This is a genomic window from Mesorhizobium sp. B2-4-2 (genome assembly GCF_006442845.1).
Classification (GTDB): domain Bacteria; phylum Pseudomonadota; class Alphaproteobacteria; order Rhizobiales; family Rhizobiaceae; genus Mesorhizobium.
On record NZ_VFVM01000002.1, the window covers coordinates 332518 to 349724 of the forward strand.

Consider the following 17207-nt stretch of genomic DNA (forward strand, 5'->3'; position numbering starts at 1 on the left):
GGATTATTCAATGCGGGCGGCACGCATCGTATTTCAACCAGCTTTGCCAAGGAGAAACTCGTGCGGGCAATGCGTAGCCGGCCTGAACAAGGAGAGCTCGATCTCATCGACCGTTATTGGCGGGCGGCGAATTTTCTGTCGGTCGGACAGATCTATCTGATCGACAATCCGCTGCTGAAGGAGCCGTTGCGGCCGGAGCACATCAAACCTCGCCTGCTTGGCCACTGGGGGACCACGCCCGGGCTGAATTTCATCTACGTCCATCTCAATCGCATCATCAGGCAGCGTGATGCCGACGTGATCTACATTTGCGGCCCAGGCCATGGTGGACCGGGGATGGTCGCCAATACCTATCTCGAAGGGACCTACAGCGAAATCTATCCCGAGGTCAGTCGCGACGAGGATGGGCTGCGCAAGCTCTTTCGCCAATTCTCCTTTCCGGGCGGCATCCCGAGCCATGCCGCCGCGGAAACGCCGGGGTCGATCCATGAGGGCGGCGAACTCGGCTATGCGCTGGCTCACGCCTATGGCGCCGCGTTTGACAACCCGGACCTCGTCGTGGCCTGCGTGATCGGCGACGGCGAGGCGGAAACGGGGGCGCTGGCAGCCTCCTGGCATTCGAACAAATTCCTCAATCCGGTCCATGACGGCGCTGTCCTGCCGATCCTTCATCTCAACGGCTACAAGATCGCGAATCCGACGGTGCTCGCCCGGATCGACGCGCAGGAGTTGCGAAGCTTGCTGACTGGATATGGCTATGAACCTTTTTTCGTCGAAGGCGACGAACCGCGGGCGATGCACCGGCTGATGGCCGAAACGCTCGATACTGTCTTCGATCGGATCGATGAAATCCAGAAGGAAGCGCGCGAGACCGGCAGAGTGGATCATCGGCCCCGCTGGCCGATGATCGTGCTGAGAAGCCCGAAGGGCTGGACCGGCCCGAAGGAGCTGGATGGCAAGAAGGTCGAGGGTTTCTGGCGCGCGCACCAGGTGCCGATCACCGACCCGCGAAACGATGCAGGCCATCTCGCAGCTCTGGAAAATTGGATGCGCGGCTATCGGCCCGAGACGCTTTTCGATGAAGCGGGCAGGTTTCGAAACGAGCTACAGGCCCTGGCGCCGGACGGCGAGCGGCGCATGGGCAGCAATCCACATGCCAATGGAGGGATGCTCAAGCAGGAGTTGCGATTGCCGGATTTCCGCCACTTCGGGGTCGCGGTCCCGAAACCCGGCGGCGCAAGGGCCGAGGCGACGAAGCTCATGGGAGCGTTCATCGAGGAGGTCATACGGCTGAATGCCGATGCCCGCAATTTCAGGCTCATGGGACCGGACGAGACATCGTCCAACAGGCTGGATGCGGTCTTCGACGCGACCGAGCGCGTCTGGATGGAAAAGATCGAGCCTTATGACGAGCATCTGGCGCGCGACGGCCGCGTCATGGAGGTGCTGAGCGAACATCTTTGCCAAGGCTGGCTGGAAGGATACCTGCTGACCGGCCGGCACGGCCTCTTCTCATGCTACGAGGCGTTCATCCACATAGTCGATTCCATGTTCAACCAGCACGCCAAATGGCTGAAGGTCTCGCGTGAACTTGTCTGGCGGCGGCCGATCGCGTCGCTCAACTATCTGTTGACCTCCCATGTGTGGAGGCAGGACCACAATGGTTTCAGCCACCAGGATCCCGGCTTCGTCGATCTCGTCGCCAACAAGAAGGCGGACATCGTGCGCATCTACTTCCCGCCGGATGCCAATACGCTGCTCTGGGTCACGGATCACTGCCTGCGAACCTACAATCGGGTCAACGTGATCGTTGCCGGCAAGCAGCCGGCTTCCCAGTGGCTGCCGATGGACGACGCCATACGTCATTGCGAGGCCGGCATCGGGATCTGGGATTGGGCGGGAACCGAGCGTGGAGAAGAGGGTCCCGACGTGGTGATGGCCTGCGCGGGAGACGTGCCGACGCTGGAGACGCTCGCGGCTGTCGACCTTCTTCGCCAGGCGATACCGGATCTCGCCATACGCGTCGTCAACGTAATGGACCTGATGGCGCTGCAACCCAAGGAGCAGCACCCCCACGGCCTGGCGGACGCGGAATTCGACAGGCTGTTCACGACCGGCAGACCGGTGGTCTTCGCCTACCACGGCTATCCCTATCTCATTCACCGGCTGACCTACAAACGGGCCAATCACGACAACTTCCACGTTCGCGGCTACAAAGAAGAGGGCACGACGACCACGCCCTTCGACATGGCGGTGCTCAACGAACTGGACCGTTTTCACCTAGCCATCGAGGCGATCGACCGGGTGCCGGGGCTGAGCGCCAGGGCAGCCGATGCGAGGGCCCGATTTGCCGACGGCCTGAACGAGCACACGCGCTATGTTCGCGAACATGGCGAGGACATGCCCGAGATCCGGAACTGGGCCTGGCGCGACAAAGCGGGCGCGGCGGATGGTTAAGGCTGTGCCCGCCGGGGAGTGCCGCTCGTGACCAGCGCAATACTCGCCCTCAATGCAGGCTCGTCCAGCCTGAAGTTCGGCCTGTTCGAAGCCGGATCACAGGAGGGGCCGGTGCTCACGGTGAGCGGTGCGTTCGAAGACCTGGATGACGAGCCAAGCCTCGTCGCCAAGGACGCGTCGGGCAAATCCATCTTCAAACGCGCCGTCAAGCCCGCAAGCCCGCCCGTAGAGGTTCTCCTGCGGGACTTGTTCGATGTTCTCGATCCGTATCTTGCGCAGGCTCCGCTGAGCGCGGTCGGCCATCGCATCGTCCATGGTGGCAAGCGGTTTTCGACTCCGGTCCTGCTGACCGGCGAGATCGTCGAGGCGCTCGACGCGCTGACGCCGATGGCACCGCTCCACCAGCCGGCCGGCCTGGCGCCGGTTCGTGCGATCTCCAAACTGCTGCCCGGCCTACCCCAGATCGGTTGCTTCGACACCGCCTTTCACCGCACGCTGGAGCCGCCGGTCAACCGCTATGCGCTGCCGCGCGAGTTCGAGGAAAGCGGGATCCGCCGTTACGGCTTCCACGGCCTTTCCTACGAATTCGTCGCAGGCCAGCTGCAGGCGCTTTCGCCCGGACTCCGGGGCAAGCGTTGCGTGGTCGCGCATCTCGGCAGCGGATGCAGCCTGTGCGCCATGCGCGAAGGCAGAAGTCTCGACACCACCATGGGGTTCACCGCGCTTGACGGGTTGATGATGGCCACGCGGCCGGGCGCCATCGACCCCGGCGTGCTTCTCTACCTTCAGCAGGCGCGCGGCATGTCCGTGAAAGAGTTGGAGACCTTGCTCTATCACAAGTCCGGCCTGCTCGGCGTTTCGGGAGTGTCGGCAGATGTGCGGACCTTGCTTGGCAGCAAGGATCCTCGTGCGGCGGAGGCGATCGATCTCTTCACGTTTCGGATCGCCCGCGAGATCGCGGCGATGGGAGCCACGCTCCAGGGTATCGAGGCGCTGGTGTTCACGGGAGGGATCGGAGAGCATTCCTGGCAGATACGTGAAGCGGTTTGCGAGCGCCTGCGATGGCTGGACGTGTTGCTCGACGCGAATGCAAACCGGTCGGGAAAAGGGCGGATCACCGGCGAGGGCAGCGCGGTCGATGTTTACGCAATCGCCACTAACGAAGAATTGATCATCGCTCGCCAGGTGCTGGCGACCGTGCCGATCTGACCGCTGAACTCGGTCCGCGGCGACCCGCCGGGACCATCAGGCAGGAACCTCCGGCCTTGGGGATTGTTTATGGGCCAACCAAGAGTTGATATGGAAGGACTTCCTCATGGCAAGGGAGAATCCGGCTTCCACGGCCAGCATCGCCGGCCATCCCATCCATCCGATGCTCGTGCCCATTCCCATCGCCTGCTTCGTCGGCGCATTGCTGACGGACCTGAACTACTGGCGGACGGCGGAGATGATGTGGGCGAATTTCTCCGCCTGGCTGCTGACGGTCGGGGTGATCGTCGGCGTCCTAGCCGCCATTGCCGGCTTCACCGACTTCCTGGGCGATCGCCGGGTGCGCGCACATAAAACTGCGTGGCTGCACATGCTGGGCAATGCGCTGGCGGTCATACTCTCCTTCTTCAACATGCTCATACATACCCGTGATGCCTGGACCTCGGTCCTGCCGACAGGCCTGATCCTGTCGGCGCTGGTGGTACTCATCCTGATATTTACCGGCTGGCTGGGCTGGGCCCTTGTCTACCGCCACCACGTGGGAGTGGCCGATGAAACCGTTTGATCGATCCGGCAAGCGACGCGCTTATGGTACAGGGCTTGCGTTCCTTTGCTTTGCCACGCTCGGCGCCGCGGGCTGCAGCGACGACGCCGCCGACCCAAGCACTCAGATCGGCCCCAACCCGAATTTGCCGGAGATAAAGCAATATCTGTTCCCGCCGATGCATCTTGCATCCGTCGTCGGTTGGAAGAAGGACGAAACGCCGACGGTAGCGCAGGGCCTGCAGATCCATGCGCTGGCGACCGGGCTTCAGCATCCGCGCTCGCTCTACATCCTGCCGAACGGCGATGTGCTGGTCGTCGAATCGAAGGCCCCGCCGGAACCGCCAGCCAAACGGCCGAAGGATATCGTGATGGGCCTGATCGAATCGCTTGTCACCTCGGGCGGCGATACGGGACCGAGCAACCGCATCACCTTGCTGCGTGACAGCAATGGCGACGGCGTGCCTGACGTCCGGGATGTGTTCCTCGATCACCTGAATTCGCCCTTCGGCGTCGCCCTGGTGGGAAACGACCTCTATGTTGCCAACACCGACGCGATCATGCGCTACCCCTACAAACCAGGCGACACCAAGATCACCGCGCCGGGTGTCAGGTTGACGGAATTGCCGGGCGGTCCGATCGATCATCATTGGACCAAAAGCCTCGTCGCCAGCCCGGACGGTTCGTTGCTCTATGTCGGCGTCGGTTCGAACAGCAACATTACCGAAAACGGCATCGGCGCGGAAAAGGACCGCGCCGCGATCTGGCAGGTGGACAGGGCCACCGGACGATCGCGCATTTTTGCCAGCGGATTGCGCAATCCGAACGGCTTGAGCTTCGAGCCGCAGACCGGAGCACTCTGGACTGTCGTCAACGAGCGCGATGAACTCGGACCAAATCTAGTGCCGGACTACATGACATCGGTGAAGGACGGCGGCTTCTACGGCTGGCCGTACAGCTATTACGGCCAGCATGTCGATCCCCGGGTAATGCCGCAGCGCCCGGATCTGGTCGCCAAGGCGATCGTTCCCGATTATGCGCTGAGTTCGCATGTGGCACCGTTGGGCATGGCTTTCTACACCGGAACCAGCCTGCCGCAGATATATCGGGGCGGCGCCTTTGTCGGCGAGCACGGCAGCTGGGACCGTCCCGGGCTGAATGGCTACAAAGTCGTCTTCGTGTCGTTCAGCGGTGGCCGCCCCAGCGGCATGGCTCAAGACGTCGTCACAGGTTTCCTCAACGACCAGGAGGAGGCGCGTGGTCGGCCGGTCGGCGTTGCCATCGACAAAACCGGAGCGCTGCTGATCGCGGACGATGTCGGAAACACAGTGTGGCGCGTCACACCCTCGGGGTGATGATCGCTGCTTCAGGCATGTCGCTCTCCCGCCGGTCGGCATCAAGCTCGGTCCGCCTTCGTCCCTTTGGCAGGATGTCACGAAATATTACGTGAGGGAACGTCGGCGCCGAAATCTGCATTCTCCGGGGGAGACGACCGTCGTCTCGAAGTTGGATTGAAAGGAGAATTACCATGCCCAATCAAGGTGGTAGCCACGAGCAACATGTGAAGGCGGGCCAGCAGAGCCACAAGAACACGGAAAACAAGAACCGCCAGCAGCAACAGGCCGCAGGCAACAATGAGCGGCAACAGGGCGACGGCTCCAACATGCGGGGCGGCTCGCACGAACAACATGTAAGAGCGGGCCAACAGAGCCACAAAAACCGCTAGGCATTTCAGCCAGGCGCGCTGACGCTCGCTCCGTATCATGACATGAGAAAGGTCCATCCCGAGGAATCGGGATGGGCTTGTGTCTACCCCGGCTCAAGGTCAGTCCGCGGGAGCAGTGTAACGGCGGCCAATGGCCTCGGCGATGGCCGCGCGGCTCTCCTGCATGTCCGTGCCGGTATCCGTTTCTATGTCCGCCACCTCGTCGGCGAGGTTCTTGTCCTTGATCTTGCTGCGGAACCATTTCGAATAATCGCCGGCGCGCAGGTGATGTTCCCAGGTGCGATCGTCGATGCCTTCTGCGATGTGAAGGAACATCATCAGGTTCTGCGCTTTCAGGTTAAGCGCTCCGTCCGGCCCCCGGAAATAGAAGCTGTTGTCGCCAAGGTCGCCCTCGGCATATTTGCGCATGTGCCGCTTGCGAACCTGGCGAGGCCGTTCGACCTTGACCGTCCTGATCGGCTCGCCCGATGATCGGTTCCAAAACAGGACTTCGTCCTTTGGAGGCGGCACGGCGCCGTCGGGAACGTCGATGCCGGTAGCGGCACAGAAGCTTGCGACGATCTTGTCGGCTTCCGGTCCAAGCGCCAGAACGGTTTCGACGCCAGCCAGGACGTCGCGCGAAACCAGATCGGGGTGCACGGTGATCAGAATGGTCGCGGGGAGGCTCTTGGGCAGCGCGAAAGACGCGCCGTCACGGGCCTGGGGCAAAAGATGATGCGCCTCATCGATGATCAGCCAATGCGGTCGGCCGGTGCGCGCGCGAATGCTAGCCATGTCCGGCAGCAGCTTGGCAAAATTGCCGGGCCGTTCGGCGGTCTTCAGCCCCAGCATGTTAACAGCGACATTGTTGGTTGGCTTGGACAGAAGATCGAAGACCTCACGCGAGATCGGCGGGGTCTTGGCGTCGCCAACCACCACCACATTCTCGAGTTCCTGATAGTCGCCTTCGGGGTCGAGAACGCAAAACTGAAAACCCTTCTCGACAAAGCGCTCGGTCAACGCGGTGGCAAGCGTGGATTTGCCGATACCGGATGTGCCGGCCAGCAGCACGCCGCCGCCATGCGGTGAAAGGTGCACCTGCGCGCCCGATATGTCGGTTCCCACTTCCACATGTTGGCGAGCCGTCTCCACGAAGCCGGCATCGCGCGATATGAGCTGTTCGATCAGTTCCACCACGCCGGCACCTCGAGGGCTGGCTGTGACGAAATCCGCCGTCTCCTTAACGGTCGGCAATGCGTTGGCTACGGCGACGCCGAAGCCGACGGCGCGCAGGAATGCATGGTCGTTCTCGGCATCGCCGACACCGACGACGTTGTGGGCGGAAAACCCCAATTCCTCGAGTGCGCAGGCAAGGCCGGTGGCCTTGTTGACCCCGCTTGGCAGCACCATCACCGCGCCCTTGTTGAAGATGATCTCGAGCTCAAGTCCAAGCTCCTTGATTTCCGACAGCACGGCGGCTTCCTGTGGTTCCCAGGTGGCCACGACGCAGCGTCCGACCGACAGGGGCGCGACCCCGCGACGCTTCAGCCTGTCGACGAATTCAGCCGGGGGCGCCGGCGCCAAAAGCCGTTCCTTCTTCGAAGCGGGCGTATAGATCAACGCGCCGTTTTCGGCGACCACCCTGTCGAAGATGTCGAGTGCCGGAAAGACCCGCTCGAGATCGGCAAGCTCGCGGCCGGTCACCATGATCAGCTTGCGGCCCGTCTGCTTCAGCCGTTCGAGCGCAGCATAGGTCGCATCGGAGACGACCCCGTCTTCGGCGAGCGTGCCGTCATAGTCCGTCGCTAGGGCAAGAACATACATCCTGGATATCGTCTGCGCTTGAAACCAGACACCCCGATCGCCCGAAGGCAGCTCCGGCTGTTCGGGCTAACGATGCCGAATGGCGATGGTTCCATGCAGGGAAACGGCCCTTGCAACCATATTGAAACCCAGGACTCCGCGGGTAATTTTGCCCGTGGCGCCCGATTTCCTTCAGGCCGCAACGCGACCGTGGCGGAACCAGGCAGGGTTCCCGCTGTTAACAACGCGGGCGATCAATCGGTTGCCGATGTGTGGGAGCCATGCGTGCCATGATCAACGATCCGTTGCCGGGAACTGTTCCGGCATCCCTTCCCGCGATCGACGCAAAGGCCGCCCCGACGCTCAAGAACGCCGAGGCGGAGGTGTTCTATACCGAAGCCATTCGCGAACTCGCCGCCACCGACATTCCTTTCCTTGTCGCCGGAACCTACGCGGTAAGCGCCTACACCGGCGTCATCCGTCAGACCAAGGATCTCGATATCTTCTGCAAGGCAGGCGACTTCTCGCGCATCCTGGCCCATTTCAAGCAGCTCGGCTACGCGGTCGAAATCGAGGACGACCGGTGGCTTGGAAAGGTCTTCAAGGGCACGCATTTCTTCGACATCATATTCGCCTCGGCGAATGGAACGATGCCGGTAAGCGACCAGTGGATGGAGCATGCCCGCCAAACCGAACTGCTGGGAAGCCGGGTGAGGATCGTCGGCCCGACCGAGCTCATATGGTCCAAATGCTTCATCCAGGACCGAGGGCGTCATGACGGGGCGGACATCGCCCATACGATCCTCAAGGCGCAGGACCAGATCGACTGGCACAGGCTGCTCTCCTACCTGGAAGTCCACTGGGAAGTGCTGCTGATGCAGATTCTCAGTTTCAGATGGATCTATCCGAGCGAGCGCGACCGCATCCCCACATGGCTGCTTGACGAACTGCTCGACCGCCTTGCCAAGCAGCGCCAATTGCCTTCCCCCAGAATGAAGATCTGCCGCGGGCGCCTGCTTTCGCAGACCGACTACGAAATCGACGTCAAGGAATGGGGCTTCGCCGGCGTCGGCGGTACAGGAGAATTTCGTGATGGCTGAACGGACCGAAGACGCTCCGGCGATGGAGGGCACCGCCACGATCAAGGTGGCGGCCGTTGGCGACCTGCATGTGAAGGAGGACGCCCAGACATCGTATCGCGATCTCTTCGGCGAAATGTCGCGCGAGGCCGATATCCTCGTTCTTCCAGGCGATCTGACCAATCTGGGCAAGCCCCGCGAAGCCGAGATCCTCGCCGAAGACCTGCGCGCCTGCTCTATCCCGGTGGTCGGCGTGCTCGGCAACCATGATTATGAATCCGGCGCGGTCGAGGACGTCGCGGAAATCCTGCGTCAAGCGGGCGTCCATCTCCTCGACGGGCAGACGACCGAAATAGAGGAGGTCGGTTTTGTCGGCGTGAAAGGGTTCGTCGGGGGGTTCGGTTCACGCATGCTCGGCTCCTTCGGCGAGCCGGCCATCAAGTCGATGGTCGCCGAGAGCGTCAGCGAGGCCATGCGGCTTGAGAACGCGATGCGCCAGGTTCGCGCAAAACGCACGCTTGTCATTTTGCACTACGCTCCGATCGTCGAGACCATCGCCGGCGAACCCCTGGAGATATTTCCGTTTCTGGGCTCGTCGCGGCTGGCGGAAACGATCGACCGGTTCCAGGTCAGTGCTGTCGTGCACGGCCATGCGCATCGGGGAAGCTATGAGGGCCGCACGCCCGGCGGGGCGAGGGTCTACAACGTCGCCATGCACGTTTCCAAACCGACCGGCCGACCCTATGCCTTGCTTGAAATCTGACGGAGTCGGACGCCGTCCCGACGGTCAGCTTACCGCTTTGATAGATTTTGCCAGTTCTTCGAGCTTGTGCGGATCGTTGCCGTGACGGCGCACGAGCTCGCGTGCCTGATTGGACGGCAGATCGGCTGTCGCCACCAGTTGCCGGACCTGTTCACTGTCGACCGCGACTTGGGGCAAGTTGCTGCCGGAAATTCTCTCGTCACCAGCCATCGTCTTTCTCCTCGATCGATGCCGAGACAACGGATTGGAAAACCGTCCGGTTCCGAAAGACGGGGCTGAAGTCGACCGGCGGATCCGATCGGCAGCGCGCCGTCTCGATCCGTGGCGGCAAGGCCGGAGGCGACCGCGAATTGGCGATGGAACAAATGACGCCGGCCAGGAGTTGCGTCCCGAATGAAGGGAGGTGATCCCGATGCCAAACCCAGGAAAACCAGATCCCAATCGCGACGTGCCGATGCCGGCGCCGACCTGGAAGCCCGAACCGATCGAGGAGCCTGATCCGGAACAACTCCCGGACGAGACGCCTCTGCCCAATCCCGACGAGAACGAAGAATCGCCGATGCATGCCGGGAGCCGCGTCGTCTGAACGTGCGACGCATGAGATCCCGATCCCGTGGCAATGGAACGTCTTGGGCCGGCGCCATTGTCCCCCCATCGTGTTTCCATCGCAGCAACGGCAAGGGGCGCTTCAACCAAAGGAGAACATCATGAAAGTTGGCAACTGCATGACGCAAGGCGTTCAGGTCGCCAGTCCGGACCAGACCCTGCGGGAGGCCGCCGCCGCCATGGCCAGCCTCGATGCCGGCGCTCTGCCCGTAGGCGAGGACGACCGGCTGGTCGGAATGATCACTGATCGCGACATCGCCGTCCGTGGCGTCGCCCAGGGTAGGGGCCCGGATACGCGGATACGCGAAGTGATGAGTGCCGAGATCAGGTACTGTTACGACGACGAGGAGATCGAGGACGTGCTCCAGCAGATGGGGGACCTTCAGGTTAGACGGCTGCCGGTGATCAGCCGTGAAAAACGGCTGGTTGGCATCATCTCGCTTGGCGATCTCACGAAAAACGGCGAGGCAGCACGAGCCGGCGAAGCGCTGAACGGCATCTCACAGGCAGGCGGCGCGCATTCGCAGACGGCACACTGACCATCGATGACATTGCGAGAGCGCTGCCCGCGTCCCGCGGGCGGCGACGGCGGTTCAGCGATCGATCTCTCCAAAGACGATGTCGAGGGAGCCGATGATCGCCGAGACGTCGGCGATCATGTGCCCCCGGGACAGATAGTCCATCGCCTGCAGATGTGCGAAGGACGGCGCGCGAATCTTGCACCGGTAAGGAACATTGCCCCCATCCGAAACCAGATAGACGCCGAACTCGCCTTTCGGCGCCTCGACGGCGGCATAGACCTCGCCCTCGGGCACGTGATGGCCTTCCGTGTAAAGCTTGAAATGATGAATGGTCGCTTCCATGGAGCGTTTCATCTCCGCGCGGCGTGGCGGCGTGATCTTCCGGTTGGGAATTGCGACCGGTCCTTGGCCTTGCGGCGACCGTAGCTTGTCAAGACATTGCCTCATGATCCGGACCGACTGGCGCATCTCCTCCATTCGTACGAGGTAGCGGTCATAGCAGTCGCCGTTCTTGCCGATGGGAATATCGAAATCCATCTGCGGGTAGCATTCGTAAGGCTGCGCCTTGCGCAAATCCCATGCCGCGCCCGACCCACGCACCATTACGCCCGAAAATCCCCAAGCCCAGGCATCGTCGAGACCGATGACGCCGACGTCGACATTGCGCTGCTTGAATATGCGGTTTTCGGTGAGCAGTTCTTCGAGATTGTCGCAGACCTTGAGGAACGGATCGCAGAAATCCCAGATATCGTCCAATAGGTCCGGGGGAAGATCCTGATGTACGCCGCCGATCCTGAAATAGTTGGCATGCATGCGGGCGCCCGATGCCCGTTCATAAAACACCATCAGTTTCTCGCGTTCGGCGAAACCCCAGAGCGGCGGCGTGAGGGCGCCGATATCCATCGCCTGCGTGGTGACATTGAGCAGATGGGACAGCAGCCGGCCGATCTCGCAATACAGCACGCGAATGAGCTGGCCGCGCTGTGGAGCCGAGATCCCGAGCAGCTTCTCCGCCGCCAGGCAGAAGGCGTGCTCCTGATTCATCGGCGCCACATAGTCAAGCCTGTCGAAATAGGGCAGGGCCTGTAGGTAGTTCTTGTACTCGATCAACTTCTCCGTGCCCCGATGCAGCAGCCCGATATGCGGATCGACGCGTTCGACGACTTCGCCGTCGAGTTCGAGCACCAGCCGCAGGACGCCATGCGCCGCAGGGTGCTGCGGCCCGAAGTTTATCGTGAAATTGCGGACCGTCGCGTCAGCCATGACGCCCTCCTTCGACCGTTGCCGCCTGGCACCGGGAATGGGACATCCGCCGAAGCACCGGGTTCTGCCCCACGCCGTCAGGTCGTGGTCTGGATGATCAGCGTCAGCGTGCCGTCGCCGTCAATGTTGGCCGCCACCACTTCGGAGGCGTCAAGCCCATTCGCGGCCAGGACCGAGGAAGCTTCCGGCGATGCGCTGACCGAACGCTGCAGGACGTGAAGGTCTTCCTGGCTGGTCTGGGCAACCACGGTCTCGACCTTGGCCTTGAGGTCGGGTGGCAAGTCCGCCAATGCGACGATGGCTATGTTGGTGAATGTCTGTCCGGTGATGCCCTGGTCGGGGCCGGTCTGACCTGGCACGGCTTCCGGTGCCGGTGCGTCCGGGGGAAGGGGTGCGTTTTGGGACTGAGCATGGGCAGGCCAAGCCAGAGTGAGTGCCGCCAGGATGATGATTGCCTTGTTCATGATATCTTCCTTCCTTGTTCGAGGAGGGTCGATCGGGATGACGCGCGACAGGGACAGCAAGGCATCGCCTCGAACAGTGTTGCGTGTTCAAAGCGCGAAGTCCGGATTTGTTCCGGCTCCGATCGAATCCAAGGCAGGGACGAGGACGCATCGCTGCCCTGCCTATGGTCGGGGACCTTTATCGCTGATCGCGTCAAACCGTTCGATGTCGTAGCGCGGACTGATCCGCGCCAGTATCTCGACGGAGGGTTTGGCCGCGTCGGGCTGTTTCCAGCTCAGCTCGAAGGAGAATACGAACCGGCCGCGCTCGATGTCGTGCTGCATTCCGAGAAAGCGCCAGCGATAGCCCAGCGGTTGAACCAGCGCGTCGAGGTCAGGCGGAACGCCGTTCGCCGACGAGATCGCCAGGATCGCATGATGGGTTCGTGGGACCCACAGATCGACCTGCTTCAGCACCTGAAGCGTTATCAACGTCAAAACCGTCCCCGCTGTGCCAAGTGCCAGTTGCCCGCCGCCGAAGGCGAGGCCGATTGCGGTCATGACCCACAAGGTGGCGGCCGTGGTGACACCCGTCACGAAATCGCCGCGGCGGAGAATGGCTCCGCCGCCAATGAAACCGACACCCGTCAGCACGCCCAGCGGAAAACGCAGCACGTCCATCACACTGAACGAATCCGCATCCTTGCCACCCACCTCGAGCAGGATATTGGCCTGCATCATCGCGATCGCGGCCGCCAGGCCGACCAGAACGGTTGTTCTGAGCCCGGCGGTGTGGCCGCGGGCTTCCCTGTTCATTCCGATGATCCCGCCGGCAACAAAAGCAAGAGCCAGGCGCAGGGCTAGGTCGGTCAAGGTTGGATGAAGCGGCATGGTCATAGCGGGGACGACTCACGCAATGGGCTCGTTCTCCAACACCGCGGAGCGTTCGATGGTTCCCAAGGATGGAAGGTGAAGCTTCTTGTCGGGTTTCAGGAAACCCATGACGTCCCGCTGCGTTTGGCACAGAACTCACTCGGGAGATCTTTCCATGCCGCTCACCGCCTTTGCGCTCAATTGCACCTTGAAGGCCTCCGACGACGCCGAGAAATCGTCCACGGACCGCCTGCTGGCGGATCTGCTGGCGGCAATGGTGCCGCATGGGGTCCGCGGCGAGATTGTTCGCGCCCTCGACCATGACGTCAAACCCGGCGTGCTGTCGGACATGGGCGAGGGAGACGGTTGGCCGCAGCTCCGCAGGAAGATCCTCGACGCCGACATCTTCGTGCTGGGCCTGCCCATCTGGCTCGGCCAGCCGTCGAGTGTCGCCAAGCGCATCCTGGAGCGCATGGATGCGTTTCTATCGGAGACCGACAAACAAGGCCGGATGCCGGCCGCCGGCAAGGTCGCGATCGTGGCGATCGTCGGCAATGAAGACGGCGCTCACGCCTGTCACGCGGCGTGCTTTCAGGCGCTAAACGACGTCGGCTTCACGATTCCTGCCAATGGCGGCGTGTATTGGGTTGGGCAGGCTATGGGCGACGTCAACTATGTCGACCTGCCCGGAACGCCGAAAGCCGTGGTCGAGATGATCGAAATGACGGCTTCGAATGCGGCCCATCTGGCCAGCGTGCTGAAGGAAAGGCAGTATCCCGGCGTCGGAAAGTGAAGAGATTTTCGTGACGCACGGAGTGCCCGTGTCGGCGCCCTTGGGGTCAGGGCTCGTCAAAAGGCCCGGCTCGCCTGGCCAGATCGCGCGATATGGCACCTTCCTCTTCGTCATCGGGCAATGCCTCGTCGCTGTTCTGGTAGGCGTTGTCATCGTCCTCCTCCGGCAGGTCGCCTTCCTTCTCGACGTCGACGACGGCGTCGACATTGTCGGACACCTTGTCTGGAAGAACCCTGCCGCCCTTGATTGCATCCCAGTCCGCCTGCTGGATTGCCGGGGCTTCAGTTTCGTCCCGTTGTTCGGATCGTTGCTTCTTGCGCGGTCCCATCTCATGTCTCCGATATGAACGGGTGCCTCATGTGGCCCCTTTGTCACCAAGTGTCGCTTTCCGCCGCCAGAACTCGGCTATCCTGATGGGTCGTGGAATCGGAAAGGCTAACGGATAACCGCCGACCCGGCCCATTGTTCCTCTCAGCGGGATCGGTTGGTGTTCCGCCTTGGGCCTGGGATGCAGCATCGCGGGGTAGCCGCCGCATTCGCGCAACCAATCCCGCATTACCTCGTTTTGCCTTTGAGACCGCCCTTGAACTTTACCGATTGGAAATCTCAGAGACACTCAAATGAACCCTTCAGCCGAGCCCCGATCACCGTCGGGAAACAATCTCCATATTCAGCCTTTCCATGGAACGGTGACTGTCAGATTCTCCGACGCCATCATCGCCTCCACCGAACATGCGCTGCAGGTCCAGGAAACGGGGAGGGATCCTGTGTTCTACATCCCGTTCCAGGACATCTATTTCGACCTGCTCGAGAAAACCGATACCACCTCGATATCGCCAAAAGGCACTGCGAGCTATTGGCGCGTGCATGCCGTTGGCGGATCGGCGGATGATTTCATGTGGGCGTATGAAGAGCCCGAGGCGCCTGTCCGGGTGCTTGCTCGCCACGCTGCCTTCGATCCCGGCAAGGCTCGCATAGACGCCGATCCCGCTGAAGACGAGCGCCACACGCCTCACATAGTGGAATAGCAGGGCAGCGGCAGGATTTATCCAAGGGAACCGATTCCATTGGGTTGTCGTGCGATGACACCGGGCCCAGGTCGCCTTCACGCTGCGCGGTCTTCGTCGAGAATGCGCAGGCCCTCTTCAAATTTCGCGAGGGGAATCCCGGCCCGCCGCGCTTGCCACAGGTTGTCGGCCAGATCGGCACGCTTGACCGGCCGCGCCAGGGGATTTGACGCAGCCCGGCGCACGAAAGCGATTTCGTTCTCGCCAGGCCTCTTCGTCAGTGCATCGACTGCGGCGACAATCGAGGGACCAAAGCCTGCGGATTTCAGCCTCGTCCTTGTCCAGCCCTCCCCTTTTTCGAGGACGTCATGCAGATATGCCACGATCTTCTGGTCAAGGGTTTCGACCGTGTCGACCACGCGCCTGCAGTGTTCGATATAGGGTTGCCCGGTCTTGTCGGTCTGCGATCGATGCGCGTCCTCGGCAATCTTGGCCGCCCGGTAGAGCATGCTCATTGCCAGCCCTTTCTTCATTGGATCTGTTCAAAGCGGCATTGCCGCGGCGCCTTGTCCGGCCGCCATCGCAGCAGTTTCGTTCCATGGCGAAACCGATTGCCGGTGACATGATCGAAACGGACTTCGACCACCAGCTCCGGCCGCACGGGCTCCCACTCCCCGCTGCGTTCGGTGCTCCAGCGGCTCGGTCCGCCGGGAGCCTTGCCGGTAAAGCCGGGTCCGCCTCTCAGGTTCTCGAGCTTCGCGGTAATTTCTGCCCTGTCGTCCTTGCCGATCGTCGACGTAAACCCGACATGGTCGAGCTTGCCGTGGTCGTCATAGAGTCCGAGCAGCAGGGATCCGACCTGGCTGCTGCCCGTCAGGTAGCGGAACCCGCCGACGACACAGTCCGCGGTGCGCAGCCGCTTCACCTTGATCATGGTGCGCTCGCCCGGCCGATAAGGGTCCGTCAGCAGTTTGGCGATAACTCCATCGGTGGAGCCGTGGCCGGCCTCGCCCAGCCAGCGCCTGGCGGTGGTCACGTCGGTGGTGCGCGGCGACAACCGCAACGAGGAAACGCCCGACCTCGTGACGAAGCGCTCGATCGCGGCCCGTCGTTCCGTCAAGCTCTTGTCGAGCATGATCCCGCCGTCCGGATCGGCGAGAATATCGAACAGGACGAGATGGGCCGGGGTTTGCGCGCTCAGCATGCGAATCCTGCTTTCGGCAGGGTGAAGCCGCATCTGCAAGGCCTCGAAGGAGGGATCGCCATTCACCTCGATGACTATCTCGCCGTCGAGAATGAAAGACTGGGTATCGAGATCGCGCAACAGTGTCGTTATTTCCGGAAAATACCGGCCGAGCGGCTTGCCGGACTTGGCCCTGAGATCGACGCTTGCGCCGTCTTTGAAGGCCAGGCAGCGGAATCCGTCCCACTTCGGCTCATACTGCCAGAGACCGTCGTCGCCCGGCAGCGCGTCGGCCGCCTTGGCCTCCATGGGGCGGGTATCCAAAGGCAGCGGAAAAGCAGCGGCCACGGCCTCTACCACCGCTCTTCGGCGTCGTGGTGCGGCAGGTCCACACCGCAGCATGTCCATCCGAGCCGTTGCGCGGATCCGTAATTGTAGCGTGGCTCGAGATCGGCGGGATCGTCGAAGGTTCCGACATGCAGGGCGATCTCATCCGGCGATGCATCGTAGGCCAACGCGATGGGCGATCCGCAGTCGCGGCAGAAGCTTCTTTGTGCGATGGGTGATGACCTGCGGCAGAAAGGCTTGTTGGAAAGCCATTGCAAGCTGGCCGATGGTACCCACGCCAGGACTGCGAACGCACTGCCGGTCGAGCGTCGGCACATGTCGCAGTGGCAATAGTGAGCGCGCGGCCTGGAGATGGTGCGATAGCGGACGTTGCCGCACAGGCATCCCCCGGTTCGTTCTCTCATTTCTTGCTGCGCGACCATTGGCCGATCTCTCGAACCTCGATGCTGGTCAACGTTCCACCGATGATGTGGTTTCCGAAAGCCCAAGGGGAACGAGTTTCGCTGCCTCGCGTTTGGTCGGCACTCGAGAAACTGGGGACTAGCGCAAGGATGTCGACTTGAACGGAACCCCTATGCGGCTGGCATGTGCGTTCAGGTATCCGTCCCTGG

20 protein-coding genes are annotated in these 17207 nt (G+C 62.1%); 11 read left to right on the forward strand and 9 right to left on the reverse strand.

Annotated elements, in window-relative coordinates; all coding sequences use genetic code 11:
- The first annotated feature begins 69 nt into the window (after positions 1 to 69).
- From FJ942_RS05265 to FJ942_RS05285, 5 genes are all read left to right on the forward strand, one after another.
- On the forward strand, positions 70 to 2457 hold the full coding sequence (locus FJ942_RS05265; RefSeq protein WP_140897402.1) for a phosphoketolase family protein: 2388 nt from the start codon (positions 70 to 72) through the stop codon (positions 2455 to 2457).
- 18 nt (positions 2458 to 2475) lie between these two features.
- Positions 2476 to 3666, forward strand: coding sequence for an acetate/propionate family kinase (locus tag FJ942_RS05270; protein ID WP_348642130.1), 1191 nt, complete (start codon positions 2476 to 2478; stop codon positions 3664 to 3666).
- 106 nt (positions 3667 to 3772) lie between these two features.
- Positions 3773 to 4231, forward strand: a complete 459-nt coding sequence (locus tag FJ942_RS05275; protein WP_140496157.1) for a DUF2231 domain-containing protein — start codon at positions 3773 to 3775, stop codon at positions 4229 to 4231.
- Positions 4218 to 5564 (forward strand): sorbosone dehydrogenase family protein, encoded by a 1347-nt coding sequence (locus FJ942_RS05280; RefSeq protein ID WP_140897316.1) that lies wholly within the window; start codon positions 4218 to 4220, stop codon positions 5562 to 5564. The genes FJ942_RS05275 and FJ942_RS05280 overlap by 14 nt, the downstream gene beginning before the upstream one ends.
- 173 nt (positions 5565 to 5737) lie before the next feature.
- Entirely contained in the window at positions 5738 to 5935 is a 198-nt protein-coding gene (locus tag FJ942_RS05285) for a hypothetical protein (protein WP_140496155.1), read from the forward strand.
- Between the two features lie 99 nt (positions 5936 to 6034).
- On the opposite strand, the gene FJ942_RS05290 is transcribed toward FJ942_RS05285, so the two are convergent.
- A complete protein-coding gene (locus tag FJ942_RS05290; RefSeq protein ID WP_140897317.1) occupies positions 6035 to 7738 on the reverse strand; it encodes an HAD family hydrolase in 1704 nt (567 codons plus the stop codon).
- Between the two features lie 269 nt (positions 7739 to 8007).
- Between FJ942_RS05290 and FJ942_RS05295 the strand changes: the two genes are divergently transcribed.
- Complete coding sequence (locus FJ942_RS05295) at positions 8008 to 8817, forward strand: nucleotidyltransferase family protein (RefSeq protein WP_140496153.1); 810 nt, start codon at positions 8008 to 8010, stop codon at positions 8815 to 8817.
- Positions 8810 to 9559 carry a metallophosphoesterase gene (locus tag FJ942_RS05300; RefSeq protein WP_140496152.1) on the forward strand — a complete coding sequence of 250 codons (750 nt, stop codon included), beginning with the start codon at positions 8810 to 8812 and terminating at the stop codon, positions 9557 to 9559. Before FJ942_RS05295 ends, FJ942_RS05300 begins: the two co-directional genes overlap by 8 nt.
- 24 nt (positions 9560 to 9583) lie before the next feature.
- On the opposite strand, the gene FJ942_RS05305 is transcribed toward FJ942_RS05300, so the two are convergent.
- Positions 9584 to 9769, reverse strand: coding sequence for a hypothetical protein (locus FJ942_RS05305; protein ID WP_140496151.1), 186 nt, complete (start codon positions 9767 to 9769; stop codon positions 9584 to 9586).
- Between the two features lie 202 nt (positions 9770 to 9971).
- Here FJ942_RS05305 and FJ942_RS05310 point away from each other — a divergent pair, with 202 nt between their 5' ends.
- Both FJ942_RS05310 and FJ942_RS05315 read left to right on the forward strand, forming a co-directional pair.
- The gene (locus FJ942_RS05310; protein WP_140496150.1) at positions 9972 to 10145 is read left to right on the forward strand and encodes a hypothetical protein; all 174 of its coding nucleotides are present in this window, start codon (positions 9972 to 9974) and stop codon (positions 10143 to 10145) included.
- A gap of 121 nt (positions 10146 to 10266) precedes the next feature.
- Complete coding sequence (locus FJ942_RS05315) at positions 10267 to 10704, forward strand: CBS domain-containing protein (RefSeq protein WP_140496149.1); 438 nt, start codon at positions 10267 to 10269, stop codon at positions 10702 to 10704.
- A gap of 54 nt (positions 10705 to 10758) precedes the next feature.
- Here FJ942_RS05315 and FJ942_RS05320 read toward each other — a convergent pair whose 3' ends face one another.
- From FJ942_RS05320 to FJ942_RS05330, 3 genes are all read right to left on the reverse strand, one after another.
- Positions 10759 to 11949 carry an NADH-quinone oxidoreductase subunit D gene (locus FJ942_RS05320; RefSeq protein ID WP_140556680.1) on the reverse strand — a complete coding sequence of 397 codons (1191 nt, stop codon included), beginning with the start codon at positions 11947 to 11949 and terminating at the stop codon, positions 10759 to 10761.
- A gap of 77 nt (positions 11950 to 12026) precedes the next feature.
- The gene (locus tag FJ942_RS05325) at positions 12027 to 12413 is read right to left on the reverse strand and encodes a hypothetical protein (protein WP_140897318.1); all 387 of its coding nucleotides are present in this window, start codon (positions 12411 to 12413) and stop codon (positions 12027 to 12029) included.
- 162 nt (positions 12414 to 12575) lie between these two features.
- Positions 12576 to 13289, reverse strand: a complete 714-nt coding sequence (locus FJ942_RS05330; RefSeq protein ID WP_348640451.1) for an MgtC/SapB family protein — start codon at positions 13287 to 13289, stop codon at positions 12576 to 12578.
- Between the two features lie 151 nt (positions 13290 to 13440).
- On the opposite strand from FJ942_RS05330, the gene FJ942_RS05335 reads away from it, so the two are divergent.
- Positions 13441 to 14058 (forward strand): NAD(P)H-dependent oxidoreductase, encoded by a 618-nt coding sequence (locus FJ942_RS05335; protein WP_140671484.1) that lies wholly within the window; start codon positions 13441 to 13443, stop codon positions 14056 to 14058.
- 46 nt (positions 14059 to 14104) lie between these two features.
- On the opposite strand, the gene FJ942_RS05340 is transcribed toward FJ942_RS05335, so the two are convergent.
- Entirely contained in the window at positions 14105 to 14386 is a 282-nt protein-coding gene (locus FJ942_RS05340; protein WP_140897319.1) for a hypothetical protein, read from the reverse strand.
- A gap of 361 nt (positions 14387 to 14747) precedes the next feature.
- Between FJ942_RS05340 and FJ942_RS05345 the strand changes: the two genes are divergently transcribed.
- The gene (locus FJ942_RS05345) at positions 14748 to 15086 is read left to right on the forward strand and encodes a DUF427 domain-containing protein (protein WP_318012459.1); all 339 of its coding nucleotides are present in this window, start codon (positions 14748 to 14750) and stop codon (positions 15084 to 15086) included.
- A gap of 77 nt (positions 15087 to 15163) precedes the next feature.
- On the opposite strand, the gene FJ942_RS05350 is transcribed toward FJ942_RS05345, so the two are convergent.
- Genes FJ942_RS05350 through FJ942_RS05360 form a run of 3 tightly spaced genes read right to left on the reverse strand, consistent with a single transcriptional unit; the run spans position 15164 to position 17018 of the window.
- Complete coding sequence (locus FJ942_RS05350; protein ID WP_140513578.1) at positions 15164 to 15580, reverse strand: HD domain-containing protein; 417 nt, start codon at positions 15578 to 15580, stop codon at positions 15164 to 15166.
- Between the two features lie 14 nt (positions 15581 to 15594).
- Positions 15595 to 16650, reverse strand: a complete 1056-nt coding sequence (locus tag FJ942_RS05355) for an ATP-dependent DNA ligase (RefSeq protein WP_140897403.1) — start codon at positions 16648 to 16650, stop codon at positions 15595 to 15597.
- A complete protein-coding gene (locus FJ942_RS05360) occupies positions 16602 to 17018 on the reverse strand; it encodes a GFA family protein (protein ID WP_140584373.1) in 417 nt (138 codons plus the stop codon). The genes FJ942_RS05355 and FJ942_RS05360 overlap by 49 nt, the downstream gene beginning before the upstream one ends.
- Positions 17019 to 17207: the final 189 nt, after the last annotated feature.